General features: G+C 30.2%; 1 protein-coding gene and 1 pseudogene. Both read right to left on the reverse strand.

Features of this window, described 5'->3' with window-relative positions:
- Window positions 1-448, reverse strand: a pseudogene (locus tag BN3657_RS00015) (CD1107 family mobile element protein); the annotation flags it as partial.
- A 14-nt stretch (window positions 449-462) separates the two neighbouring features.
- Window positions 463-986 (reverse strand): copper amine oxidase N-terminal domain-containing protein (locus BN3657_RS00020; RefSeq protein WP_144020111.1); only part of this gene is annotated, 524 nt, incomplete at its 5' end.

Here is a 986-nt window from a genome sequence, read left to right on the forward strand (position 1 = left end):
TTTGAAATGTTAAGAATTGTCTTACATCAACTGGATTTTCTTTATCTTTTTCTGTATCTCCACTTGGTGTAATATCTTTTCCATTCCTATCTACATTTTCAATTACTGAACCTCTTGCCTTATTTTCCTGTGTTGCTAGACTATTTACTGCCTTTGTATTACCACCTTTTACAAGTGGGGTTTTCTTTGGAGGATTATTTGAAGGATTATTTGCTTCACCTGTATTTCCTGGTATTCTTGGAACATCTTGATAAGGAATTTCTTCTTTTGATGGTGTAAAAACATCATCTTTCAACATTTTCTCAAATTCTTCTTTTTGTGGTTCATATATTGATTCACTTTGATTTTCTATTTGTCCTTCATTTGTCATCGCAAATGTAGCTTTTGGTACTGTAAATGTAAAAAGGAGTAACGCTATGGCTACTCCTTGTTTAATGCTCTTATTCATTTTTCTATCCTTTCTTATTTTACATTTTTAAATACATAGACTGCTTTTCTAGAATTGTCCCATTCTATTGTTTGGTTTTTACCATCTTTAATATCTCCATGACTTGCTCCAAAAGCTTTAGCAATATTTGAAATTGAAGCATGAATTCTTCCATTTATAATAACTGGCTTAACATCTGAATTGTAGACCTTTCCATCTGAATCTTTCATAACACCAGTATCAATATTTAGTCTTAATGTCTTTTTAGCTAAGATATTATTCTCCTTATTTGAGAAAATAGCTTCACGAGTAGAGTTGTCATACTCAACATTAAAACCTAGAGTATAAGCAATATATCTTACCGGAATCATAGTTCTTCCTTGATCCACATAAGTTTTTACATCCATATATACTGTTGTCTTACCATCTTTATTGATAATGTTATAAAAGTTTTTGTCTACTTGGAAAACTGCAAATTCTTTTTCATCTTTAACTTGTTTTTTGGATTGTTGTTCCTCTTGTTTTTTCATCTTGTTAAGATCAAATTGATTTAGGATAT

Source organism: Peptoniphilus phoceensis (assembly GCF_001517665.2).
Classification (GTDB): Bacteria; Bacillota; Clostridia; order Tissierellales; family Peptoniphilaceae; genus Peptoniphilus_A; species Peptoniphilus_A timonensis.